This is a genomic window from Burkholderia sp. DN3021, from assembly GCF_049805555.1.
Classification (GTDB): domain Bacteria; phylum Pseudomonadota; class Gammaproteobacteria; order Burkholderiales; family Burkholderiaceae; genus Burkholderia; species Burkholderia pyrrocinia_C.
Map to the genome: position 1 here is coordinate 6,204 of NZ_JBNCAB010000075.1, position 23,427 is coordinate 29,630.

Sequence of the window (23,427 nt, forward strand, 5' to 3'; positions counted from 1 at the left end):
ATCGCATCCGGACAGTTCGACACCGCCCGGATGCCCTTTCCCGCATTCACAGCGTCCGAGGATAAGTCGCCACCCTCTCGGAATTCGAATCAACGCTGGATCTGCAGTCGGGAGCGGGTTCATGAGCTTCTTTACGCAGTACCAGGGGTCGCGGCTTTACACAGCCGCCCCGGCGCCGGGCGAGGCCGGGTGGCTGGCATACCTGCTCCCCACGGCGCCGCAGTCGGACCAGGGGATCGAACTCGAGCCCGCGCTGAAGCAACTCGCGGGGTCGTTCCTCTTCTGCGCCGCCGCGCCGGACCTCGCCACGACACCGGCGCTCGACGCCTTCATCGACGCCGTGGACAGGGTCATCGCACGCTCGCCGGCCGACCGGGGGTTCCTATGGCTGATCGACGCCGACGCGCCAACGTCATCCAACACGCCCTTGATGGGAATCGCCTCCGACGGCACGTATGTCTCGAACGGGCTGGTCGCGCCCATTTTCGAAACGCTGTCGCTGAACGTGCGCGCCGGCGTGACGCTGACGCTCGACGGCGAGACGCTGCAGTTGGGCAACCCGAACGGAATCTTCTTCAGCGGCGCGTCAGCGCCCGGCGCCACCGAGGCGAGCCAGGTTCCCGCCGGCAGCCTTCCCCTGTCCGGGGCGGCGCGAGGATGCATCCGTTTTCCTGTCTTCCTGCAGCGGCAATTCCTGCATGACGGCTGGAATTGGGGTTTCCAGTTTCAGATCCCCAACAACAACAACAACAACAACAACAAGGTACGCACTGAGATTGGCGAGTGGTTGCCGCTGGCGTTCGGCTATCTGCCCGACGCGGGCGAGATGCTGGGGTTCGCGGTCTCCTATGACCCGAGCGACCCGTGGAACGCGGTCGCGGCCGAAGCCAACCGCAGTGTGCTCGTGTTCACCGGACAGAACCAGGACGGGGCCGCGACGAAGCTCGCTTCGTGCTACGCCACCACTTACGGCCAGCCGCTCACGCTGGTCCCCGTTCCTGGCCCGCTCGACGCGCAACCGCAAGCGGCCCGCTTCCTCTTCAATCGCGGCGCACCCAACGACAAGGGAAGCCGCGACTTCCAGCTCGCGCCCGAGGGCGATTTCGTGATCCATGCGGACGGCGCGGCGACGGGCGCGATGTACGACCTGATCTGCGGCCTGCAGGGAACCGAGTTCGTCGCCTTCCAACCCTTTGTGGAGGGCGGCCATGCCGGCGACCGCATGCGATTCACCGCACGCTCGCCCGCCTACGCCGCGCGTTACCCCTTCACGGAGGCGTCGCCCGTCGGCCCTCCGGTGGACTTGAACGCGCCGCTGCTCGACGCGACTTACACGACCTCGTGGGGAACCGTCGTGCGAGCGCCGGACGCGAACGGCGACGTTGCCTACGTGGCGCAACCCAAGGGGGCGGCGCTCTACGGCCGCGACGCGCTGATCCATCCGCTGAAGCAGAAGACGCTCTTCGGGCCGATGACGCCCGCCGTGGCGCTTCCCGCAGCCGCGTTCCCGATCGCCCCGTACGCGGGCGCATCGCCGGGTGATGGCGTAACGGCATTCACGGCGGACCAGATGGCGCAGTTCGAGCGCCAGGTGATCTCGCCCGCTCGCCGCCGCCGCATCGCCGACGCCGGAGCTCGCGTCGCCCCGACGAAGGCGCATGCGCTGGGCCTGGCCGCCGCCGCGGACGCCAAGCCCTACAACACGACGACGCCGACGGGACTGCTGGTGAGCGTCGAAGCGAACGGCGGATGGAGCAAGATCGTCCTTGGGCAGAACCAGCAGCCCGCTTCCCAGGAAATGGGCTTCTGCTGGCCCGTCGCCGAGCTGCAACAGGCGTTCGCAACCAGCAGCCTGTTCCTCGTCGTGGCCAACGCGAAGTATCTGGGGGCCTTCTCCGCGGACGGGAGTGGCGAGTGCGGCGAGCACGCGGCGTTCAGAAACCGGATCAACATCGGCGATTGGTGGTTCGAGGCTGCGGTCGGGCAGAACAACCAATACGACGACTACGCCGACGTCATGATCGTGAAGGGGCGGCGCGGCCCGCTGTGGGATCCGGCGAATCCGGCGCAAAGCCTCGTCGCCAGCCCCGAGATGTGGACGCAAAAGGATAGCTTCGCCGCGCCCAGCGATCGAGCGCCCGACGCCGCGCGCCCCGGCGAGCCGAACCCGGACGAGCTGACGGCGCTCTCGTCGTGGTTGCAGCGTTACTTCCAGGACGCGCTGGATCAGGCGGAGCCCGAATACTTTGCGAAGTTCAACGCCATCGCGAAAGACCCCGCGTGGACGGGCATCCTCTTCCTGCGGATGAAGATCGCCGAGATCCCGGACGACCTGGTCGGACTCGTGGCCGGCGTGCAAGCGCGCGATCGTTTCAACGCCCACCATCTGGGCATCGAGATCAGCCAGGTGAAGAACGATCCGGCCGCGGATGCCATCGAGTTGTCGACGAGCAGTTCCATGTTCGGCCTGATTTACTACGTGGACCCCGACTACGTCGCGCCGCCCGTCGGGGCCGACCCGCAGCCGGTGCCGCCCACGCAGGGCGACGCCTATCAGTTCCGCGTCCTCACGCTCAAGGCGCTCTTCGAGAACACGGCCGTGCAGCGCTTCCAGAGCTATGCCCAGCTCACGCTGGGAACGCTCCTGGACATGCCCGTGGTGCGGATGGGCGACGGCGGCAATCCGTACGCGACCATCGTGTTGCGGGGGAGCTACCAGGACAACGGCGGCCGTGCGGTCTACAGCCTCGGCACCACGGCCACCAGCACCTTCTATTTCGCCAACAACCTGTTCAATAAGATCGAGGTGGACAGTGCGCAGATGTCCACCCGCGATGCGGGCGCGAACGGAAAGGTCGTGTCGTGGTTCGCGCTGTCGGGTTTCCTCGACTTCGCGGTCGTGCAGGCGAACGGTGGTGGCGACTTCGACGTCTTCTCCTTCGGCAGCGACGAGGGGCAGCCCGATCAGTTGCGCCGCGGGCTGGCCTACTCGAACCTGGGACTGCTGATGACGTTCCCGGTGGCGGACCCCACGGTCGTGGCCCTCGAGTTCTCCGCGGCCGAGGTCCGCTTCGATACGCAGACGAGCACGCCGCGCCCGGGAAGCCTGTTCGTGAACTTCGCGCTGAGCCTGCAGGGCCTGGCCCAAGGCGCGATGGAATCGTCGCCCGAATCCGCCGGCTTTCTGAACGTCGTCACCGACGCCACCCTCATGGGCGTCGACGGAGGCAAATGGTACGGGCTGTCCTACCAGCTGAACATGGGGACGCCCGGCAACCTGGCGGGGACGGTCGGGCTGACCTCGGGGCTGCTGACCGCCTGGGCGCCCGAGAGCCCCGACGCCGGGCGCTACCGCGCCATGCTGGGCATCCAGTTGCCCGGCGCCGGCGGCGGCGCGAAGGTGATCAGCCTGCAGAACGTGCTGCGGCTCTCGATCGGGCAGATATGGCTGACCTACGACCGGGAGAAGAGCTCGTTCCTGCTGATGCTCACCGAGATCGCACTCAAGTTCATGGGCCTGCTCAAGATTCCGCCGAGCGGCTCCACGCTGTTCTACCTGTTCGGTAACCCCAGGAGCGACGGCAAGGCGTCGGGGCTGGGATGGTATGCCCAGTACAGCCAGGCCGACGCCGGCAACGCCGATCTCACGTCCCCGCCCGCCGGCATCGGGCGCTCACTTGCCGAGAGACAGAGATGAAAGAATTCCTGGACTTGCTCGCGAAGCTCATGAAGGGCAGCTCGGAGAGCGAGAGCGCCGCGACCGAGGGAATCGCCGAGTTCGGAAAACTGCTGAACACCCAAAGCGAGATCCGTTTCTACGTGGACGGGACGCCCAATTTCGGGCACCAGGCCAGCACGATCTATGTCTTGAAGCGATTGATCGATCATTTCCGCTACGAGGGCGCGGTCAGGATCGTGTACCAGAACGCCCCTGCGGGCAAGCAATCCACGCCGGCCAAGCTGGCCCTGCTGCTGACCGGGCTGGTGCCGGCCGACATCGCGACGACCACCATCGCATACGGCACGTGCCAGGACATCAGATTTGTCGCCTGGGATCACCGCGCCGCCCTGAACAACGCAGTGCTCGGCTTTACCGGCGGCGCCGACAATGTCGGCGAGAATCTGGCCACGGAACTCAAGGTCCAGTTCTTTCTGCGGCTGCAACCATTCATGTGGAAGAAGGGCGGAGGCGAGTTCGTCGCCAATACCATCGAGTTCGGAGACGTCCACCGCGAAAGCATCGACTTGGCGGCCTCGACCTCCACCGTCTTTCCGCTGCTGCCGTTCAGATACCTCGCGGCTCCCACGAAAGCGGTGCCGGAGGCGGTCTGGAATTGGTACATCAGCGAACAGAAATACGACGCCTTGCTGGCGGCGCGCACGAACAACGCAAAGGCGCTGCTCGGAGCGATGAGCGAGTCGGTGCGGCTGTGGCCCGTATACGGATTGCATCAGTTCGGGGAGGATGAGGACAGAGGGCGCGACATGCTGCTCACGCTCACCGCGCTGGCACTGCTTGTGCAACGTGCTTCGGAGGACACGCGCCCGATCGTCCTCGCGCTGCTGAACGACGCCACCCAGCTGCAAATGAACCTGGTGGAAGCGTTCGTGGCCGGCAACAAGAAAGAGATCAAAGAGATCATCACCGCGGACTACGCAGATTCCGAATATTACAAGGTCTCCGCTCAGAAAAAACAGTCCGCGCAACAGATGGTCGACGTCGTCGACAAGCTCGTGGACGAACTCGATCCGGTACACCGTTGCACGTTGCTATACAACGCCATCACGCCCGAGAGGATCGAGGAGGAAGTCGGCAAGCTGCGCTCGAACCAGTTCCTGCTGGCGGCTGTCGGCCCGGTGCCACAGGAGGTATTCAACGCGCTGTATGCCGCAGCCACCCTTCCCCCGGTTTTCGAGGGACAGGGAACCTCGAGCCTGGTCATCAGTCTGGGGTTGCCGTACTTGCAAACGCCCAAGACCGGGGTCGACGCAAACAACTATCCCGACTTGCCACTCGCGTATTCTCAGGCGGGACCATGTTCCGACGCCAGCGCCAAGCAAAGCCGGAATCTGCGGGACAGCCTCTCCAGTTACATCAATATCAACAATTCGGCGCTGTATCGTACGGTGCTCGACGAGCTGGCCGGCTGGACGAGCGATGCTTACAAGGACGGCGAAGCATTCCAAGTGTATTTCCAGTCGCTCGGCAAGTATTTCCAGAACGACCTGAACGACAAGATTCTGCTCGGTTGTGCAGGACTGAACAGCGCGGCGACACCCGCTCACGTCGACGCGGCCACGCGCAGCCTCGGCTTGCTGGCCCCCGAAGCCGATGTCGAACCGCTGGCGCTGAGGCTGCGCTATTCGGCGACCGACGCCGAACCGCTGACGCTGGAGCAGATCCATGCGGCGCTCACGGACGCATGGAGCGACGGCAGCGTGGACTTGCTGGCGGCGCTCCCCGACACGGCGCTGGCCGCTTTCTACACGCCCGTCGTGGGCACGTCGCTGCCGGTGGCTGTCGCCCGGGACGACATCGTCGAGCAAACCGACGGCAGCGGCGCGGTGACGGCCGTCCTGCTGCGCAACGGCGCCACGAAAGCCTTTGGCGTGCCGCTCGGCATGACGCTGGAATTCGCCGCAACCCAGGGGCCGGTGCGCTCGCGGATGCAATGCCGCTCGACCGATACCTGGGAACTGGGCGGCGTGCCGTGGATCGCGCTCGAATCGCCGGGCTTCGACATGGACGTGCCGGAGTCGCCACTGCCCGTGATCGGCGGTGCCGTGGGAACCGTGCGCGGCACGGGCCTCACGCTCGAGATTCGCTACCCGGTGGACGACACGTGGGTGATCAGCGGCAGCTTCGCCCCGCCCTATCCGGGCATCGCCACGTTCTACGCGATGGCGGGGGGCATCAACCTCGTGCAGAGCATGCCTGCGCCGCTCAACACACTGGCAGGCTTCGGGCTCAGCCGGTCGCAGACGATCTACGACACGACGGCGTCCCGCATCACGTCCCTGCTCTTCGAGTTCCGGACCAGCCAGCCGTGGACCATCGTCTCGACGCCGAAACTGCAGGTGCAGCCGCGCGTCACGGCGCTCATCCGCGATCCGGGCAACTTGAAGACGCGCACCACCGCGTATCAGATCGCCGGCGATTTCACGATCGGCAGCGGCACCATCAGCATCACCGCGCAATACCCGGATTTCCAGCTCGTCGGCGCGCTCGCCGACGGCGTGATCGACCTGAGCGACCTGGCGAAGCTGTTCGGCGTGACCGTGGACCTGGCCTCGGCGGTTACCCAGTTCGATCTGTTCGTTCAGCCCCCGACCAGCGCCTACGACATCACGACGACGCTCACCGCCGACTGGCCGATCTCGGTCCGCGGCACCACGCTGTTCACCATCACCGGCCTCGGGTTCAACGTGCAGGGCGGGCGCGACACGTTCGCCGTCTCCCTGTCCGGAACCACGATCATCCTCCCCGATACGAGCGACGCGGTGGCGCTCTCGCTGAATGCGGCATACAGCGACCCAGGCTGGGTGTTCAGCGGGGAGCAGACGAGCGGCGTGGTCTCCCTGGGCGCGCTGCTCGAGCGCTACATGGGCTGGAACATCGGGCAGGCGCTCGGCATCGACGGCCTTGGACTCACGCTGGCCACCCAAAACTCGGACTGGACGTTCACCGGCAAGACCGCCGAGCGCTGGGAAGTGCCGTTCATCTCCGGTCTCGGCGTCTCGGCCTCGCTGCGCGCCGGCTACCTCAGCCCGGCGCAAGCGCGCACCCTGCCCGTGGCGCCGGCGGCGGGCGGTTACTTCGCGCGGGTCGAGACCCGCTGGATCTGGCAGAACATCGACCTCACCGTCTGGTTCGACTACAACCCCGACGTCAACCAGTATGGGATCACCTGGGGGCTCCTGGAAGGGATCGTCAGCGGCCCCGACCCCGCCACGCAGGACTGGACGGCCACGCTCCGCTTCACGCAGAATACCTCGCTCGGCTCCATCATCGAGACGATGGTGTCGTGGGCGACCGGCTCGAAGTTCGGGCTCGAGTCTCCGTGGGACTTCCTGAACGCCATCCCGTTGTCGGGCCTTGCGCTCGAATACACGTTCAACAAGACGGATTCGAGCCGCAACAAGGTCAGCTTCTCCGTTGCGATCGGCCCGATCAATCTCGGCTTCGCGCGAATCGACAGCATCGACGTCGGCTATGCGTCCACCGGAAAGGACCGCGGCGTGATGGTGTCGCTCAAGGGGGCGTTCTTCTGGCAATCGAACCCGAGCGAGCCGCTCGCATGGGACGCCAGCAAGCCGGGAACGGCTCCCACGCCTCCGGGGAACGGCAACAAGTACCTGGACCTGCGGCTGCTGGCGATGGGGCAGCACATTACGCTGCCCTGCTTCGCCACGGCCGACACCGTGCAAAAGGCGATCGCCTGCATGGCGACACTGCCCGCCCCCACGCCGGGCGAGCTGCCGCGGGTCACCTTCGACCCGCAGAGCGCATGGCTCATCGGCACGGACTTCGGCGTACTGAAGATCGATACCGGAGAATCGGGGGACCGTAGCGGCACGGCGCTGACGGCGCCGGGCGACGGCGCGCTCGCCGCCGCGCCCGGCTATGTGCTGACGGTGCAGGCCGTGTTCAACGACCCGCACCTGTATGGGCTGAGGGTGGCGCTCGACGGCCCCGCGGCCAAGGTGTTCAAGGGGCTCGACTTCCAGATCATGTACCGGCAGGTGAGCGATACGGTGGGGGTGTACCAGGCCGAGATCACCCTCCCGGACCTCATGCGCCACCTCACGGTCGGCGCGTACTCGCTGACCCTCCCGGTGTTCGGGATCGCCATCTATACCAACGGCGACTTCCAGGCGGACATCGGCTTTCCGTGGAACGAAAACTTTTCGCGCTCCTTCACGATCGAGGCCATCATTCCGCCCGGCATCCCGGTGATCGGGTCCGCCGGCTTCTACTTCGGCAAGCTCTCCAACGCGAGCACGAACCGCGTCCCGGCGTCGTCGCTCGGCACCTTCAACCCCGTGCTCGTGTTCGGCTTCGGCATGCAGGTGGGGTTCGGCAAGTCGATCGAGTACGGGATCCTCTCCGCCGGCTTCAGCGTCACGGTGGTCGGCATCCTCGAGGGCGTGCTCGCCAGGTGGAACCCCTATCAGCTCACCGACGCCGGCCGCGAGCCGTCCACGCAGTTGCAGGGCGACTACTACTTCTGGCTGCGCGGCACGGTCGGGATCGTCGGCAAGGTGTACGGTACCGTGGACTTCGCCATCGTGAAGGCGGACGTCAGCGTGACCGTCAAGCTCCTGCTGCAGCTCACGTACGAATCCTACGTGTCGATCACGATCACCGTCATCGCGTCGGTCGACGTGTCGGTCAGCGTGCGCATCAACCTGGGGCTCTTCAAGATCACCATCTCGTTTTCGTTCTCGATGCGGCTCAAGGAAACCTTCGCGATCGAGAACACCGGCACGGCGCCCTGGCTCGGCGACGGCCGTCCGGTGCGCGCGGTGCTGCGCGCGCCCGTGGAGCGCCGCCTGTCCGCGTTTGCGTTGGCGCGGGCGCTCGGTTCCACGGCCGATAGCGCGCCCGACTGGCGAAACCTGCAGCCCGGCGGCGGGGCGGACTTGTGGGGCTACCTGGTCCCGGGGCTCACCGCCGCGCGCGACGAGTGGACGCCGACCGGGACGCCGGCCAGCCAGCTTCCCTGCTGGGTGACGTTGCTGCTCATCGAGTCCGTGCCGCCCGCGGGGCAGGATGGCGACGCGAGCGCGCGCAAGGCCGCAGGCGATGCGGCCGATACCTCGTTCGAAGCGCTCGCGAAAATGGTGCTTCGCTGGGTGATCGCGGCCGTTCACGGCCCCATGACACCGGCGGAAGTCGATCAGTACCCGATCCCCGCCGTGCTGCTCGACCGGCTCGCCAACGAGGTTCTGGTGAGCACCGACGGCAATCCCGCGCCGATTCCGCTCGATGCCGTGCAAGGCTTTCTGACGACCCAGTTCCGCCTCAATCTGCGGGTGCCGCCGACGGATCAGGATGCGTCGGCCGACGCGGCGTACTTCCCCGCGCCTCCGCAGTTGCGGTTGACGATCCCCCCGTACGGCCCGGACTACCCGGGCGTGAAGTACGGCCTGGGGACCTATAACTCGCTCGGGCAGAACACGCTCGGCGAGTTGCGCGCGTGGTTCGATCAGCTCGCGGTGCAGGTGGAGCGCGAGCAGCAGGCAGGCGGGGCGCGGCAACGGACGCTGGAAGCGGAAGCGCCGCTCTCGATGGCGGGATGGATGTTCTCGGACTACTTCCTGCTGCTGGCCCGCCAGATGGTGAAAGCCGCGCAGGAGTCGCTGCGCGACTACAAGTACCCGCTCACCGGCAACGAGACGCCGGATTCCGTGGTGGACTGGGTGAACCGCACCGGCCAGCTCGGCGGGCTCTATACCTTGTACGACGTCTTCGCCGCCAACCCGCAGCACGCGCTTGCCGCGGGAAAGACGCTGACCGTTGGCGTGACGATCGGGATCGCCGCGGATCGCACGGGCAACACGTTTGCGTCGCTCGCCGAGCTGTTCGACGGAACCTTTCCCGCCAGCGTGCTGGCGGGCGCCAACGCGGCCGACCCGGCGCTGCTGCGGGCCGGGGCGACGATCACCTTCACCCCGCACGCGCCCTACACGGTGGCGGCGGGCGACACGCTCGTGGGCATCGCCGCGCATTACGCGGTGAAGGTCAACGACCTGCTGGCGAACTCCGACATCCTCGTCGCCGGCGCGTTGCTGAAAGAGGGCGCGACAGCGACCTTCCCCTTCACGACCTGCACGGCGCTGGCGACCGACACGTACGCATCCGTCGCCGCGCTGCCCGCCTACGCAGGCGGCTTTACGGCCACCGCGCTTGCCACCGCGAACGCGGGGCGCAGCGTGCTGCTCGAAGGCGCGAAGGTCGAGTACCCCGGGAAGACGCAGTACGTGGTCCAGCCGCGCGACACGCTGGGCGACGTGGCGAATGCGCTCGGCGTCGCCGTGCCCGACCTGCTGGCAAAGAGCGCGGTGCTGACCCAAGCCGGGCTGCTGGCGCCGGTCGCGTCGCTCGTCATCCCGCCGTTCCGGTACACGACGCTGCAGAACGACGACCTCGCCCAGGTGGCGTCGCGCTTCGGGGTGGATGTTGCCGTGCTGGCGGATCAGCCCGTCAACGGCGGCGTAGCCGGCCTCTTCGCTGCCGGCGCCCCGCTGGATTTGCCGCACCTGCCGCAATTCCCGGTGGGCGAGCTGCTGGCCGAGGCCCAGCGCACCGGCGCGCTGCAGCACCTGTCGGGGATGGCGAGCAGCTACTCGATGCACGGCATGCGCTTCCCCACTTCGGGCCGTACCGCCACGGGCGGCGCATGGTCCATCGTCCCGAATGCGATGGGCATGTGGGTGCGGGACATCGACGGCAAGCTGACGCTCCCACCGCAGGCGGGGCTCTATGCCCTGACCGGGCAGCAGTTCCCGCTTCCCGCGCTGGGAACCGAGCCCTTCTCCGCAACGTTCGACCGGGTCGACGGCGTCGATACATCCTGGCTGCGCTTCGTGGACGCGAAGGGCGCTCCGTCCGACCACGTGACCCTGTCCGTGACGCCCGGCTCGGCCGATGCCACGCGCATCACCCAGGTGACCCAGGCGGCGCAGACGCGGCTCGACGTGCCGCTCGACGCGCTCGGCGCGGGTGAAATGTTCCACGCCGCGCTCGCGACGTATCCGTTCACCTCCGCGCTGCAGTGGCTGAGCGCGGGGCCCGTGTCGCTTCCGTATGGATCGATGCCGGCGAACGGGCAGTCGCTGCGCCTGTGGCGGCTGCCGGACGCGCTCGCGGCACTGCCCGATCCCGCCACGCATGCGGTGAACCCGCGCTTCTCGCTGCAGGTGGCCCGCTACGACGACGCCACGGGCGCCACCGAGACGACGAAGGTGAGTTCGTACGGGTGGGCCTCGACGATCGACTTCACCGTGCGCCGCATTCCGCCGGTGGCTGGGAGCCCCGCTTCGGCCACCACCTACGAGGTGGTCGGCGCGGGAGGCGCGTCGATCGTGCTGCTCGAACGGTTGCTGAGCCAACTGCAGGCGAACGATGCTGCCTATTACGGCCTGCTGGTCGGATATCCGCCCGACGGATCGTCGGATGCGGGCCAGGGCGTGCAGACGGATGGGGCGGCGAACGTGACCCTGGGGATCGCGCAGGTCAACCTTTCGACCGAAACCCGCCCGCCCGCGGGGCTCGCGATGGCGGCGATGCTCGAGAAGGCGCTTGAGCAGCCCGAGCTCACGCTCCTCAATCCGCCCTCGGAGTTCGTGCGGCTGCTGTGGGAAGCCAGCATCACCCGCTCCAGCGGCTTCTTCCTGTACTACTACGACCGCGCCTCGGGGCGCGGACTGCCGGACCGCGTGTTCAACGACCGCGACGAAGCGGCGCTCACGCTGGTCGTCCTTTACGCGAAGCCCGCGGGCGAGGCGGAGCAGGACTGCGTCGCAAGCTACATGAACGCAGTGGCCACGACGGAAACCATCGGTAGCGGCAATGCCGTCCTTTTTGCCGAAGCAGCGCCCATTCCGGCGACGGTGACGGCCGCCGCGCAAACGCTCGCGGCACTGGCCCAGGCATGGTTCTCCGACCCGGCCGACATAGCCGAGGCTAACGCGAGCGCGGCACTCCGCCAGGGCGCGCCGGTGCGCGTGAGCGAAGGCGTCTACCAGGCGCCGCCAGGCGGCGTCCCGCTGAAGGATCTCGAGCAACGCTTCGGGACCACCGTGCAGAAGCTGAACGAGGCCAACCCGCTCTGGGGCAGCCTCCCCGATCCGCTTCCGTTCCCGGCGGCAATCCGCGTGCCCGACATGACGCTCACGGCCGGCGTCGGCTTGCACACGGCGTCGCTCGCGGATGTGGCCGGCTGGTACGGCGAGCCGGTGGCCGCGCTCGCGGCGCACAACCTCCTGGTGCCGGGGCTGTTCGCAGCCGGCACGGTGCTCGTCATCCCGGGCGGCCCGCGCGTGCGCACCGCCAGCGTGCAGCCCGGCGTGCAGGCGCTCGCCGCGCTGCGCCCCGCGCCGCCGCAGGTGGACGGCATCTCGTCCGCCTACGGGACAGACTTGCTGCTGAACAACTTCAGCCTGCTCAATCAGCAGGTGGTCGAGAACGTCGACTTCCGGCAGAGCGACCCGCCGGGACTTCCCGCGGGGCCGACCACCCAGCCCTTGGACGATAACGGCAACGACAAGGTGCGCGTCGCGACGCCGGTGGATCAGGTCGATGAGTGGAACTTCGGCCAGGCGCTTCCCTACTCCCGCTTCGCCAAGCATGTCCCCCAGCTCGATAGCGGCGTGCTTCCTCCGGCGAAGGCCAGTCCATACCTGGGGGTGGGCGGCATCCTGCAAGTCTCGTTCTCCTGGCAGGACTACTACGGCAACGTGCTCGCGACGCCGCTTTCGGACCCCCGGGCCGGAGACCCGCAACCGTACAACGACGGCCCCCTTCTCACCGGCTACACCGATCCGCTCGTGGCGCTCTCGCAATGGCCGTCCGTCGCATCGAGCTGGCAGGTGGCGCCGCAAGACGGCGGGGGAACGCCGCGGCTGCGCATCGGGCTGACGTTCGACCCCAGCCGTTATCAAGGACTGCTGCAGGCGTCGGCGAGCGCGGCCACGACGATCGTCGCCGTCTTCACCGACGCGCTCGACGCCGCGTCGGTGAGCGAGCTTTCGCGCTGGCGGCTGGTGCAGGGCACCGTCGAGTCCGCGTCGCTCGGTGCGGACCAAAAAACGGTCACGCTCACGGTCTCCCCGCTGGCGCAGAACGTGCGCCACACGGTGATCGCCACGGACGTGAAGGCGAAGGCGAGCGATACGCGTTATAGCGGACAGGCGTCCTTCGACTGGCCCGACGATCCGGCGACGCGCAGCAGCACGGCGCAGCACAACGCCATGCAGGATCTGCACGTCTACACGCAGCTCTATTACCAGCTCACCGATCCGGCGGGTATCGCGCTGTCGGTCCAGTCGACGCTCGTCACCGGCGACGACGGACAGGCAGGAAGCCTGCCGCTCCCGGCGAGCGACGTCGACGCCCTGATGAACTGGCTGTTCGGCACGGGCGGATCGGCCAGCGCGTACGCCTTCGTGCTGGACCGCTCGCAATTCGGGACCGCCGCCGCGCCGCCCGCAGCCACGCTGCCGCTGGACGTGGATCTGAAGCCGGAGGACGTGAACGCGGCGCAGGTGTTCCCGCTCTGGACCTCGTTCACGATTACGCGCGCCCGAGGCACGGTGCTGCCGGGCCTCGAGAACGTCGCGGGAATACGCAGCGCCAGCACGCGCGTCGCGCCGCTGCAGGACGCATTGGGCAGTGGCGGCACGCTGGGCCTCGCCGCGTTCGCCGCGACCTTCGAGCAGGCGCTGTCGACACCCGGCGCCTTCCGGCTGAAGGTCGCCACCGGCGTGGATCGCACCCTGCCGTCCGTCAGCGGCGCCGGCAGCACGGTCTGGGCCGTGCGGCTGGGGCTCGCGGCCGGGCAAGCGATCTCGTATGCGATTACCGATGCGGGCCAGCCGGCCGTCTTCGCGCCTCAACCGGCCAGCAACCGGCTCATCAGCCGCACGGACGTGCCCATCTACGACTACACGACGGGCAAGGGCATCAGCACCACCCCTTCGCGTCGCACCAACTTCACGGACGTGGATCTGGACACCTGGTGCGCCCAGGTTTTCGCGGCGGTCGACGGGGTACTCACGCCGCAATTCACGGCGCCGATTCAGATCGTCGGCGAATTGAAGTCCACCGATTTCCTGCAGACGATCCTCGACGGCAAGAAGGGACTGGCGCAGCTCGCGAAGCTGTGGATGATCCCCGTCTTCGCAGGCGAAAGCGCCGACCCGGGCCCCGCACGCGACGCGTTCTATCAGCAGTTGCTCGTGCGGCTGTCGGCTGCCTATACGACGCGCGCCGCCGTGGAGTTCCAGGCAAGCGTGACGGCCGACGTCGTCGAAGCCGCAGTGGACTACCCGCCGCGGCTCTTCGGGCCGGCGGTGCGGGTCGGGCCCGCGTTCGAGGCCGCCACCGTGACGGCGGACAAGTTCGAGACCGTCTTCCTGCTGTTCAGCGACCCGATGGATCCCGTCAGCGCCGGGAATGCGGCGAACTATGCGCTGAGCGGCGGCGTCGGGGTGCTTGCGGCCACCGTCTCCGGCGCCACGGTCACGCTGGCGCTGGCGACCGATGCTCAGCCTGGACAAACCAGCGTCACCGTCAGCAACCTCAAGGACGCGTTGGGACGTGCGGTGCGTCCGCCGCTCGCCCGCACGGTCACGACAGGGTCCGCGGGCCTCCCCGCGAGCACCCTCGCGTTCAGCGCGCCGAAGCTCACGCTGCAAACGGGCGACGCGCGCAACCTGACTTACCTCGTGAATGCGCCGGAATCGGTCCGGGGAGCCGGCGGCGAACTGGTGTCGTACGTGGAGCTGGACATGGCGTACCTGGGAAGCCAGATCGAGCACCAGATCGGCGCGCTCCCCGGCATCGAGGACTACCAGGCCTCCACCTGGCTCAGCTTCGTCGTTCCCGATACCGACGGGCCGCTCACCTCCGAACTCGGGAGCTTCGCGGTGCCGCTGGTGCTGCGCGCCTTCCCCGCAAGCCCCGGCATGACGGCGCAGGACGGCACCCCGACCTACGATCTCGACCGCGCGAGCCTGCCCGAGCTCAAGCAGTGGGACTACACGTTCACCTACTCGCTGCCCTTCCACTATCCGCAAGACCGCGTCTACGGCACGGTGGAGTTCAACCTGCGCCAGCCGCAGCAGGCGCGGGCGAGCTACCCCGATGCTTTCGCGCAGCTCGCCGAGTTCGTGACCGTGTTCCCTCAAGTGAACGGGGATCTGCAGACGATCCTGGCCGGGATCGACGCCACGGTGGAGCCGGTCAACGACCAGCAGAAGATCGACGATGCCGCCGTCGCGTTGCAGTCGTTCATCCAGCTCGTCGACGATCTCGTCCGGGCCGCGGGCGGTGGAGCGTCGACCGAAAGCGAGCGCGATTCCGCCGGCCCCGGCCTGCGCTTTGCGCCGCAGCCGCGATCGCTGGTCGGCGACCCGGCGCTCACCTACGCGTTCTTCGTCGAGGAAGGCTCGGCCCGCGTGGGCGATACCGAAGGCGCGCTCGTCGTGTCGCTGGCGGGCGCCGTTCCGGACGGAATGGGCCGGCCCGTGGTGGACGTGAACCCGGCGATCTACGAGGCGCAGGAATGGATGCCCACCGGCGGCGCATCCGGCCCGGTCGATCGCATCTACTACGTCTACAAGCTCAAGGCCGGGCCAGGGCCCGACGGCGCGTATCTCACGGCGGCGAACGGGCAGACCATCCCCGATCGCACGGTGCGGCTCCCCGCGCTCGATATCCTGCAGCGTCAGGACGCCTGGTCTACCGTCCGGGTCGAGCGCAACCGCGAACTGGTGCCCGGCAAGCCGTCGGCCGATGCGTTCGTCTACACCACGCCGGAGGTCCGTTTCGCGAACCCGCTGTTCCCCACGAACGACGCCGACGCCGAAGTGGACGTTTCGAAGGTGCCGACCGGCAAGCCGGTTTCGCGGCCGCTGCAGGCCCATCTGGATGCGCTGTTCGCCGACTTGCTGGCGAACAACACGCAACCGCAGATCGTCGCGCAGGTCGAGGTAACCTACGAGTACGCGCTGAACGCCGCGCTCGAACGCGTCGTCCTTCCGGTGCTCATGCAGGCGCCGCTGACGGTCAACGTAGCGGGAACGGGTGCGGGCACCCTGGCGGGGATGACGTCCGACTGGGCCGGTGCGATCGACGCGTGGTTCTCGGCGTATCTGCCGGCGTGCGGCGGAACGCTGTGGATGGACCTGACGCTGATGTCGAACCTCACCGGCCAGGCGATGCCGCTTCTGCGGTTGCGGCGGCTGATGCTGCCCATCCGGCAGGTGGAGCCGCCGCTGCCGTGCCGCTAGCGCGACGCAGTACGGCCGCGCGGGCGCGGATGGCGACGCCGCTGCTCGGGTTTCTGCTGGCCGGTTTCGTTGCGGCGCAGACACCCGGGCCGGCGATTTCGCTGTGTTCCGTCGCCATCACCGCTTCGTCGGGAACGACGGTTGACGTCAGCTACGCGGGACTCCCGGGGAATCAGCCCAGGAGCTATGGCGACTTCGTGGCGCTCTGGGCGAGCAGTGTCGTCCCGTGGACGGTGGCCCCGGACGCACGGCTCGACATCCCGACCAACGCCGAGATGGGGAGCGTGGTGCTGGTGGGCGTCTCCATCAGCCGCATGCCGTACACCGTGGCCTATAGCGTCGGCCCCAAGACGGGCGACGCGTGTGCGTCGGCGCTGCTCGCCCCCGACGGCTCGACGGGTATCGTCGACACCGTCTCCCTCGAACTGGCCTCGCTCGGCGTCAATGCGATCACGTTTCGCTATCACACGCTGTCCGGGTATCGTCCCGCCACGGAGGGAAACTGGATCGGCCTCTGGCGCGGGCGCGCGAGCCCTTACAACGCGCCGCCGCCGCTCGCGCGCGCGAAGGTCGCGCAAGACGTGACGGACGACAGTGTGACGATCGACGGCGTGACGTTGGCGGCAGGAAACGTGTACACGGCGGTCTACTTCATGGGCCAACCGCTCACGACCGCTGCCGTGCTGCTTACGTTCACCGTTCCGGCGCGTTGAGCCGGGGAGCGTCGTCGCGCATCATGGCGCTGCCGCGCCGTGCCGGACGGCAGCCGGTCGATCTGCTCCGGCATCGCCGGGATCGGCCTCATTGGTGCCCGCCTTGCGCGCGAATGCGATCCTCGCCGTGCTCCGGGCCAGCGCCTGATGTCGCCACGCATCCGCCAGCGTGCTTGACGACGATCCGCCGCCTCGGGTCCTGCCCGGCGACGAGCAGCGCGGCGGCCCGCACGGACACCGCGCCGACGACAGCGGGATTCGTTGCGGCCGTCGCCACCCACGCGCCGCCCGGCGCGCGAATGGCCTCGATATCGGCGGTCGGGATGTCCGCGCTGTAGATACGCAGCTTCGACGCCCGCTTCGCGAAGCTGCCGCGCAGCGACTTTGATGCGCATCGGCCACTGCGAGACGACGAGAATCTGGATCTGCTGCTGACCTGGCGCGAAACGCGCCGGGTCTCGAAGTCGCTGACGGTGCTGTACGACCGGGTGCTGTATCTGCTGGACGATACGCTCGAGAACAGGAAGCTGATTCATCGTTACATCGACGTCTGGGAGTACCCGGATGGCCGGATCGAAATCCGGGCCGACGGCGAGGTACTTCGATGCCGTCTGTACGACAAGCTGGCAGAGGTCGATCAAGGCGCGATCATCGAACACAAGCGCCTGAGTCATGCGCTGCAGGTGGCTGAAGCGATCCAGGCGCAGCGTGATAACCGGCGGATCTCGGGGTCGCCGTCGCGCGCCAATCGGGGGCTGCCGGTGCGGGCCAAGGCATCGTTGCCGGGTGCCAGGAAGCAGCGTGCGTTCACGGAAGCCGACATCGAAGCGGCCATCCTGCAGGTCGCGTCACAAACACATCAAGCGGAATCGAACCGGCGGTCTGCCAAGGTCCGCTGACGAGCGTAAGCGCCCTGCTGCTTCAGAGTCGGCGCTTCAACGTTGAACGACGGAAAGACCGGTGAAACATGCGGCATCTGTATTTAGCCGGTGCTACGACATCTGAATCCAGGTATGACATGCGGTGCCGGAGTCCTTCACAAACACGTCCATCACCGCGAGGCACACGTCGAGCCCCGCCAGGTCCGCCAGCGCGAGCGGCCCGATCGGGGTGGCTCGCGCCGAGCATCATCCCCTGGTCAATCCCCTCGTCCGACGCGATCCCTTCGGCGAGCACGCAGAACGCCTCGTCGATCATCGGCACCAGAATGCGATTGACGACGAACCCCGGCGCGTTGCGCACGCCGATCGGGTTGCCGCCGAAATCCGCGCGCAGGATCCTCGCGATGTTCAAGCGGACGTTGCCGGGGATTTGTCGGTGCTTGACAGATAGGATGTGCTCGGCTCCTCGAGCCGAGACATTTCCATTTCCCACTTAAAACAAAATATTCGTTAATACAATTGCGAAAATCTATATGGGCGCAACCTGGGACCCCGGCGCCAGGATCCCTGATTCGCTATCCAAACCGACCCAAGGCTCCGCTGCTCCCGGGAGCGCGGGCCTTTCGCGCGGGGCAATCCGCTTCGTGAAGCGACGCTCGTTTCGCGTCGGTGAACTTCGCGATGCTTTATTCACTGCTTCGGTAACCATGCTCAACCGGAGTCAACAAATCCCAAGATGATTAACCGGAGTCGATTAATTCAATCAAATTAAGATGTTTGACGACATCGATTTCAATCAATAACTAGAGCTATTCACCAATACGAATGTTTACTTTCCAATCTTACTTCCGTTAAGCTTGCGGCAAGAATTTTTCGACGCCCATTGCATCGATCGAATAATTAAGAATCTCTATTGATCTGCATTAAATCGATTGATTGTTGATTTTTTTGAAAATGAAATGAGACGGAATGAATCTATAAAAACCGGCAAGCCATCATGTGATTGACCGGGCTCTCTGTGCGTCGCTCGGCGACATGTGCCTGCCGCCTCGACCACATCTCTTTGGCATCGCGATTCAGGCTGTGCGGGACGGGCCCGATCATATGGTCCGGCCGGCGCCGCACTGCTATTGCGGACTTCGAACTCACACTCTTGCGAGCGCTGACGATGGACGATTTTTGCCGCGCGAACTTGCCCCCTGCCGAGGATTGGCCGACGTTTGTCTTTGACTTGCCGGGGCTGCAGTTTCCGCCGTTTCTCAATTGCGCCGCCGCGCTGCTGGATACCGCAGTCGAAGAACGGGGCTGGGGCGATCGCGTTGCGATCAGGACCGAGTCGGGCATCGCATGGTCGTATCGCGAATTGCGCGATGCCGGCAACCGGATCGCCAACATGCTGGTCCGCGATGCGGGCCTGGTGGCCGGCAATCGGGTGCTGTTGCACGGCGCCAATCACCCGATGCTTGCCGCCGCGTGGTTCGGCGTGGTCAAGGCCGGTGGCGTGGCCGTCGCGACGATGCCGAAGCTGCGCGCGGGAGAACTGTCGACCATCATCGGGCGAGCCCGGGTCACGCACGTCATCTGCGAGGCCGGGCTGTCGACCGAGCTCGACGCGGCGATGGCGAGGATGCAGTGGCGTGGCGAGGTTCGGCGCTACGAGACGGACGACACGCATCCGCACGCGCGCTGGCTCGGCGGCTATTCAGCGGAATTCGCGGCCGTCGAAACGCGCGCGGACGATCCTTGCCTCATCGCGTTCACGTCGGGGACGACCGGGGAACCGAAGGCAACCGTCCATTTTCATCGAGACGTGATGGCAGCCTGCCACTGCTTTCCGCAGCACGTGCTCCGGCCCACGGCCGATGACGTCTTCTGCGGGTCGCCGCCGCTCGCGTTCACGTTCGGCCTCGGCGCGCTGCTGCTGTTTCCGATCAGTGTCGGCGCGAGCGTCGTGCTGTTGCCGAAAGCGAGCCCGGAACGGCTGCTGGCCGCCGTCGACCGGCATCGGGTCAGCATCCTGTTTACTGCACCGGCGGCCTATCGGTCCATGCTCGACCATCTCGACAGGCATGACATGTCGTCCCTGCGCAAATGCGTGTCGGCGGGTGAGGCGCTCCCGTCGTGGACGCGCGACGCATGGCAGGAGCGCACCGGCCTGCACCTGATCGACGGAATCGGGTCGACCGAGATGCTGCATATCTTCGCGTCGACAGGCGACACCGGCGCGAAGGACGGCGCGATCGGCAAGGCGGTGCCCGGTTACCGCCTTGCCGTCGTGGACGAGCACGGCCAATGCCTGCCGCCCTACGAAATCGGCTATCTGGCCGTGCAGGGGCCGACCGGGTGCCGCTACCTGAATGACGCGCGGCAACGCGACTACGTCAAGCACGGCTGGAACCTGACGGGCGACAGCGCCTACCTGGACGAGGACGGCTATCTGTTCTATCAGGCGCGCGCGGACGACATGATCATCAGCTCCGGCTACACGGTGTCTCCCGGCGAAGTGGAGCAGGTGCTGCTGCGCCATCCCGATATCGCCGAATGCGGCGTCGTCGGACAGATCGACGAATGGGGCGGCACGCTCATCTGTGCGCATGTGGTGCTGCGGCCGGGCGTCGACGGCTCGGAGGCGTTGACGACGCAGCTGCAGCAGCACGTCAAGAGCGTGATTGCGCCGTACAAATGTCCGCATCGTATTGCCTATCACGCCGGCAGTCTGCCGCGCAACGAATCGGGCAAATTGCGTCGCGCCGTGCTCCGGCAGGCGGGTCATGGCGCGACGCGTCCCGTAAATCAAGCAATCCAGAACGAGCACGCCCTATGAAAATTCTCGGAGCCGCGGTGGCCATTCCGGACCCAGCGACCACCGCGCAATCCTGCGCCAACGATTACGCGATCAAGGCAGCCAGGCAGGCGCTGCTGCAAGCCGGTTGCCTGCCGTCGGAACTGGATCTGATCGTCAGCCTGTCGATTTCTCCCAGCCGGATGGCGGACGCACCGACGATCGCCGGGCCGCGGCTGGCGCACCCGGTGCAGCGCGACCTGCGTGCGCGACATGCGGCCGTGTTCGATCTGCTCGACGCAGACTGGGCGCTCGCACTCGATCTCGCGCAAAGCCATTGCAAACAGCTCGGCTATCGACGCGCGCTCGTCGTTCGCGCGGAGGCGCTCGCGGATGTCGAACAGGTGACCACGAGCGGCTTCGCCGACGGCGCGGGGGCGATCGTCCTGACGCCTTCCGGCCATGACCGCGTTTATGCCGGCCGCTACGCGGACCTCGAGTCGCCCCCGTTCGCGACGCTCGACGCGCTTCCCGCCCGGCGCGTGAACGGCATCCTGTCACTGGCCCGCTTCGAGAGCCGGTTCGATCACGCAACCGGTCGATTCGACGCCGAACCGGCCAATGCTGCCACCGCGGTGCGCGCGATGGTCGACGCGGTGCAGAGCCGCATCGACCGGCGCGCCGCCACGCTGTTTTGCGAATCGTGGTTGAGCGGATGGCCATCGATCGCCACCGGCGTGGGTCGCGATTTCCACGTCGATGTCGTCGCCGGTTCGACGGACATCCCGAACCCGTTCCAGTTGCCCGCGTGGCTCGCGTCCCGCGTCGCAAATTCGATGTCGTTGCGTGACGATGAACATACGGTGGTCGCCATGACGCTGGATCCGTTCAGGCCGCGCATCGCCTGCAGCACGATGGAGGTCTGATGGTGCACAACGTCCGAATCGCAAGTCTGGCCTGCCGCCTGCCGGCACGCCAGGTACCCAACGACGATCCCGTCTTCGCGGGCGTCGAGCCCATTCCGTCGGAATGGTGGCAATTCTGGGGCATCGAATCGCGCTACATGATCGATCCCGATGCCGGCGAATCCGAGCTTGCGCTGGCCGAGCGCACGGCCCGCGACGCACTCGCCCGTGCCGGCGTGGAGGCCGCCGAACTCGATCTGGTGCTGTTCAACATGACGTCGCCGTTCGTCTCGCTCGCCGACGGCCGGCGCCGTTTCGCGCCGCGGCTGGCGCGTGCGCTGCGCGACAGGCTCGGCGCCACGCGCGCGCTCGACGCCGATGTCGAGATGGAATGCGCGAGCTTCGTGCTGCAACTGCAGATCGCCACCAACCTCATCAAGCAGGGACGGGTGAAGCGGGCCCTGGTGTGCTCGTCGGAGCGCATGTCGGCAGTGGTCGACTACACCAGCAAATCGTCGACGAACTTCGGCGATGGCGCAGCCGCGGCCGTGCTCGTCGCCGAGCCGGCCGATCCCGACGGCGCCGATTGGCTGGATGCCGCGTATCACAGCGATGCAACCCGCTACGACCTCGTGACGATGCAGTGGCGCAACGCGCGGGATGCGGCAGACGACGACGCGGCAACCGACGCCGACAACCCGTTCGGCGTGTATTTCACGCTCAAGCCCGAAGCGCAGGAGGCGATTTCGCGTTTCATGCCTGTGGCCATTCCCGATATCGTCGAGCGGCTGTTGCAGCGGAGCGGAACGGGCATCGCCGACATCGATGCGATGGTGTTCCATCAGCCGTCGGCGCTGCTCGTGCGCGCATGGGCGCAGCGGCTCGGGCTCAAGCCCGACCAATACGTGATTCGCGTCGCCGATTGTGCGTGCCTCGTGTCGGCCGCCGTGCCGTTTGCGCTGGCCGAGTCGATCCGGGAAGGCGTGATCCGGCCGGGATCGTTGGTCGTGATTGCCGGCGCAGGCGCCGGCTGGGGCTTCGGCGCGCAATTGTGGCGCTGGGGCGAAACCGTCGTGACCGATGCGGGCGATGCCGTCGCCGCCGTGACGGAGCAGGAGGTGCGGACATGACCGCCAGACTCGTCATCGCCGGGATGGGCCACGCACTGCCGGACCGGATCGTCAGCAACGACGAAGTCGCCGGCATGATCGACACCAGCGACGCGTTCATTCGCGAACGAACCGGCGTCGTGGCGCGACGCTATCTTGCCCCCGATCAGCATCTGGCGGATCTTGCGTGCCCCGCCGCGGAACGGGCGATGGCCGACGCCGGCGTCACGGCGCGCGACGTCGATCTGCTGATCGTCAATACGCTGTCGCCGGATCATCACGATCCGTCGCAAGCATGCTACATCCAGCCCCGGCTCGGATTGCGGGAGATTCCGTGCTTCGATATCCGCGCGCAATGCAGCGGCGGGCTCTACGGGATCGAGATCGCGCGCCACTTCCTCGCGAGCGGCCTGTATCGCAACGTGCTGCTGATCTGCGCCGAGGCCCTGTCGCGGCGGATCGACTCCAGCAATGCCGGCCGCAATCTGTCGATCCTGCTGAGCGACGGCGCCGCCGCGCTGCTGCTGCAAGCGACGGACCACCCGGCGCACGGGCTGATCGACCTGACGCTCGGCGCCGACGGCACCCAGTTCGACCTGCTCAGCACGGAAGCGCCCGGCGCGCGACGCCCGCGCTTCATCGACGAAGACGACATCGCGGCCGGCAGGCACCATTTCCGGATGAAAGGCAGGCCGATGTTCGAAGACGCCACGCGGCGCATCGTCGACGCGTGCCGGCAGATGCTCGACAAGCACCGGCTGACGATTGGGGATATCGGCCTGGTCGTGCCGCACCAGCCGAACCTGCGCATCCTCGACGCGGTCATCGGGCAACTCGGGCTGCCCCGCGAGCGGTGCATGATTTCCGTCGATCAGCTGGGCAACATGGCGAGCGCGGCGTTTCCGGTCGCGCTGGCCATCGCACGCGAGCAAGGCCGCATGCCGGCCGGGCAGATCAACCTCCTCGTGACCTACGGCGCGGGCGCGACATGGGCCTGTGCGCTCTACCGGAGCTGAACGA

8 protein-coding genes and 2 pseudogenes are annotated in these 23,427 nt (G+C 67.0%); 8 read left to right on the top strand and 2 right to left on the bottom strand.

Annotated features, from left to right (window positions below; translation table 11 throughout):
• Positions 1 to 121 precede the first annotated feature (121 nt).
• The 3 genes from ACPUER_RS28115 to ACPUER_RS28125 are packed head-to-tail and all read left to right on the top strand — an operon-like array spanning position 122 to position 16,730.
• Positions 122 to 3,697, top strand: a complete 3,576-nt coding sequence (locus ACPUER_RS28115; RefSeq protein WP_425132694.1) for a hypothetical protein — start codon at positions 122 to 124, stop codon at positions 3,695 to 3,697.
• On the top strand, positions 3,694 to 16,017 hold the full coding sequence (locus ACPUER_RS28120) for a LysM peptidoglycan-binding domain-containing protein (RefSeq protein ID WP_425132695.1): 12,324 nt from the start codon (positions 3,694 to 3,696) through the stop codon (positions 16,015 to 16,017). Before ACPUER_RS28115 ends, ACPUER_RS28120 begins: the two co-directional genes overlap by 4 nt.
• Positions 16,008 to 16,730 (top strand): hypothetical protein, encoded by a 723-nt coding sequence (locus ACPUER_RS28125; RefSeq protein ID WP_175959174.1) that lies wholly within the window; start codon positions 16,008 to 16,010, stop codon positions 16,728 to 16,730. The genes ACPUER_RS28120 and ACPUER_RS28125 overlap by 10 nt, the downstream gene beginning before the upstream one ends.
• Positions 16,731 to 16,902: 172 nt before the next feature.
• Here ACPUER_RS28125 and ACPUER_RS28130 read toward each other — a convergent pair.
• Positions 16,903 to 17,094, bottom strand: a pseudogene (locus tag ACPUER_RS28130) (sugar ABC transporter substrate-binding protein); the annotation flags it as partial.
• Positions 17,095 to 17,203: 109 nt separating this feature from the next.
• On the opposite strand from ACPUER_RS28130, the gene ACPUER_RS28135 reads away from it, so the two are divergent.
• The gene (locus tag ACPUER_RS28135) at positions 17,204 to 17,629 is read left to right on the top strand and encodes a hypothetical protein (protein WP_425132696.1); all 426 of its coding nucleotides are present in this window, start codon (positions 17,204 to 17,206) and stop codon (positions 17,627 to 17,629) included.
• A gap of 126 nt (positions 17,630 to 17,755) precedes the next feature.
• Here ACPUER_RS28135 and ACPUER_RS28140 read toward each other — a convergent pair.
• A pseudogene (locus ACPUER_RS28140) lies at positions 17,756 to 17,987 on the bottom strand (3-hydroxyacyl-CoA dehydrogenase family protein); the annotation flags it as partial.
• A gap of 792 nt (positions 17,988 to 18,779) precedes the next feature.
• Here ACPUER_RS28140 and ACPUER_RS28145 point away from each other — a divergent pair.
• From ACPUER_RS28145 to ACPUER_RS28160, 4 genes are read left to right on the top strand one after another with little or no spacing between them, the layout of a single operon-like run.
• A complete protein-coding gene (locus ACPUER_RS28145; RefSeq protein WP_425132697.1) occupies positions 18,780 to 20,435 on the top strand; it encodes an AMP-binding protein in 1,656 nt (551 codons plus the stop codon).
• The gene (locus ACPUER_RS28150) at positions 20,432 to 21,319 is read left to right on the top strand and encodes a hypothetical protein (protein WP_175959176.1); all 888 of its coding nucleotides are present in this window, start codon (positions 20,432 to 20,434) and stop codon (positions 21,317 to 21,319) included. Before ACPUER_RS28145 ends, ACPUER_RS28150 begins: the two co-directional genes overlap by 4 nt.
• On the top strand, positions 21,319 to 22,428 hold the full coding sequence (locus ACPUER_RS28155) for a 3-oxoacyl-ACP synthase III family protein (protein WP_175959177.1): 1,110 nt from the start codon (positions 21,319 to 21,321) through the stop codon (positions 22,426 to 22,428). The genes ACPUER_RS28150 and ACPUER_RS28155 overlap by 1 nt, the downstream gene beginning before the upstream one ends.
• Positions 22,425 to 23,423 (top strand): ketoacyl-ACP synthase III, encoded by a 999-nt coding sequence (locus ACPUER_RS28160; RefSeq protein WP_072436873.1) that lies wholly within the window; start codon positions 22,425 to 22,427, stop codon positions 23,421 to 23,423. Before ACPUER_RS28155 ends, ACPUER_RS28160 begins: the two co-directional genes overlap by 4 nt.
• Positions 23,424 to 23,427 lie beyond the last annotated feature (4 nt).